Origin of the sequence: Yersinia sp. 2542 StPb PI (assembly GCF_048593855.1) — a bacterium.
GTDB lineage: Bacteria > Pseudomonadota > Gammaproteobacteria > Enterobacterales > Enterobacteriaceae > Yersinia > Yersinia enterocolitica_E.
In genome coordinates, this window is record NZ_JAZGQA010000314.1 from 1 (window position 1) to 2,751 (window position 2,751).

Here is a 2,751-nt window from a genome sequence, read left to right on the forward strand (position 1 = left end):
GGCCTCCGACTTCATTATCGTTAGAAAAAAATAAATCAAACAATATCCAATTAAAGAAAAATCAGCGTGAATGGAATAAAAATATTAGGGATAAATTGATTTTAGAAAATTCAACAGATGAGGATTTAGTAAAGTCCTATGAAACGCAGATTGAAGTATTGAAAAAACCAATAGCCGCTACATACCAACAATATGATCCAGCCAAAAATAGAAAATTGGTTAATAAAGCGATTACTGGTGAATGTTTAAAAGAACATCAAGAAGTTGACAATTTAGATTTTGAATTAAAAATGAAAGTTGATCAAATGAATGAACGGGAAGCTAATAAAGCAGTAGAACAACTAAAGGACTCTGAGCGAAAACGTTGGTTCTGTATAGAAAAAGAACTCAACAAATCGGGTTACACCTTGAATTTAAAGGAGACATTTAAAATAAACAACCTATGAAATAATTTGGAGATCTATAGGATACAAACACTGAATTCTGAGTTGTAGTATACAACTCAGCCCTCATGCTATGTCTGTTAGCACATAACATTAACTTTCATATCTTTTTTGACACGAAAAACAGTCGCCCTACCACAATCAGCAAGTTTAGCTATTTCATCCGGTGAATACTTTTCTGTTTTAAGCATATCAATGATCTTAGCGTGGAGAAATTGATTTTTCTGTTTACCTTTATACTTCCCAGCTTCTTTAGCAATAGCAATTCCTTCATCACGACGAGAGGCAANTATCCCACGTTCGAATTCAGCTACAGCACCCATCATGGTTAAAATCAACCGCGATGCTGGGTTGTTGTCAAAGCTCATATTGTTATCAAGGAACTTAACAGTAACGCCCAGCTCAATCAACTGATCAACAAGCTCAAGTAAATCTCGTGTATTACGAGCTAATCGATCAATGGATTTTACTATTAAAAAATCCCCTTCTCTTAAATGAGAGAGCAGATTCTGAAGTTCTGGTCTATCGCTGGTGGACTTTCCCGATGCTTTTTCAATTATGACTTTATCACATACTGAATTAAGGACTGAAAGCTGACGTTCAAGGTTCTGCTCCATTGTCGATACTCTCGCATATCCAAAAATCATAATCCACCACATTAAGTATTATTTATATGACCCAAATGATACAGTATCATTTGAATGGTATCAAGCTATAAATGATACTGTTTTGAGTTAAAATTAAAAGTCTCAATAGGGATTACCCTTAAGATCATCCAAAAAATTATTTTGTTTTTTGAGTCTTACTCTTTTCAAACCACATCTTGAAAATTCTTCTCGTATGTTTACTTACTTCTTCCTGTTGTTTCTTAGTATAATAATCATACGAACTTTTATTGTTATTCATGAAATATTCTCCTGTTGTTTTAGTATTTCAATATTATTTATTAATCGATGATAGCTGCCATGATCAAGTATTGGTTAACCAAAACAATAATTAGTGTGGTTAATTGTTTTGTAAAACACCCCTATTTTCTTAACTTACGTATCACAATGTCGTTTTCACTAACTTGAAGGTCGTTAAAATTGTTGGGGTAGTCTGGGTTGTATCAACGGCTAAAGCAGTGAAATGTTGAGGTTGTTATGAACACATAAAATTGTGTAGCTTAAACAGCAATTCCCTTGACTTACTAACAATCGAATTTATGAGCAAAGCGAATTGAGTCATAATGAAATTAATTATTAATTGCTTTTTTGTGTTCATAACAATCCCAATCGGATTGTTTGTTACATAAACGAGCTGGCGAGTGTAATGTAACAAATCAAATCCATGCGAAACAGGAGCGAAGCGAATGTTTTGGCATCCACGCAGTGACAAATATTTTTCATTAATACCCCGCAATTTTGCTTTCATTATTCTTATTGTATTCCCCTCGCGGGAAATGAGAACGGCAATTCGCCTTGCGGCTCTTGTCGTCCAATGGTGTTTGTAACAATCATACGCATTCGCCTGCGGCTCTTGCTTTGCTTGTTACAAACACATTTTTTTTAATTGTTATGAACACCAGAACACGCGAACAAATGAAAACCATTATAATTATGTCCATTTTACCCTTTATACTATAAGGCCATTTTGGACACATTATTCCACTGATAGTGTTTTGGACATGGAAAAAATCATAAAAAAGGAGGGAATTAACCACCCTCTTTCCTTTTCTTCCTTTCGAATTCATAAAGCAAGTATTCAATCTGTTCGGCATTGAACAATTTCAATTTTACCCACGCATTGAATGTGTTCAAATCCTGTTCTGTTTTCTTATACCAGCGATTAAATTGTTTTTTCTCGGCGTCACTGAGTATCGTTGTATCTTGTATTTTTTCATCAACAATTAGATCAATATAATGGATATTGGTTGATATACTCTTAGCCTCTGCCTCTGAAAAGACATAGACCACTTGTTGTGTGCTGCTCTCATATTGGCGAATCACACCACGTTGGACGAACTGATACAAGCACTGGTAATGCCTTGCCTGCGTAACCTCATCCCCAGTAATACCAAAGAACAATTCTAATTGCTTAGCCTCAGTATCAGAAGGAAATAATCCAGCCAAGAAAACACAAATATTAATAGTGTCATATTGATCCAAACCACGCGATTCACATGTTATGAATTTATCCGCATCTAATTTTAGGATTGCGGCACTTTTTGACTTCTCATTCTTAGTCCAAAAGTATTCTTTACCGCTTAATGTACAATTTAGGTATTGATTAATTTTCTCAATTTTACCTTGATTGTTTTTTCTCCAAT

The 2,751-nt window shown here is 34.5% G+C and carries 2 protein-coding genes and 1 pseudogene; 1 reads left to right on the forward strand and 2 read right to left on the reverse strand.

The genetic code is table 11. The annotated features are described in order from the left end of the window. On the forward strand, positions 1 to 446 hold a 446-nt coding region (locus V1952_RS21025; protein ID WP_420075472.1), incomplete at its 5' end, for a hypothetical protein. Between the two features lie 77 nt (positions 447 to 523). On the opposite strand, the gene V1952_RS21030 is transcribed toward V1952_RS21025, so the two are convergent. Both V1952_RS21030 and V1952_RS21035 read right to left on the reverse strand, forming a co-directional pair. Further along, positions 524 to 1,090 (reverse strand): recombinase family protein, encoded by a 567-nt coding sequence (locus V1952_RS21030; protein WP_420075473.1) that lies wholly within the window; start codon positions 1,088 to 1,090, stop codon positions 524 to 526. A 1,047-nt stretch (positions 1,091 to 2,137) separates the two neighbouring features. Next, positions 2,138 to 2,751 (reverse strand): annotated as a pseudogene (locus tag V1952_RS21035) (hypothetical protein); the annotation flags it as partial.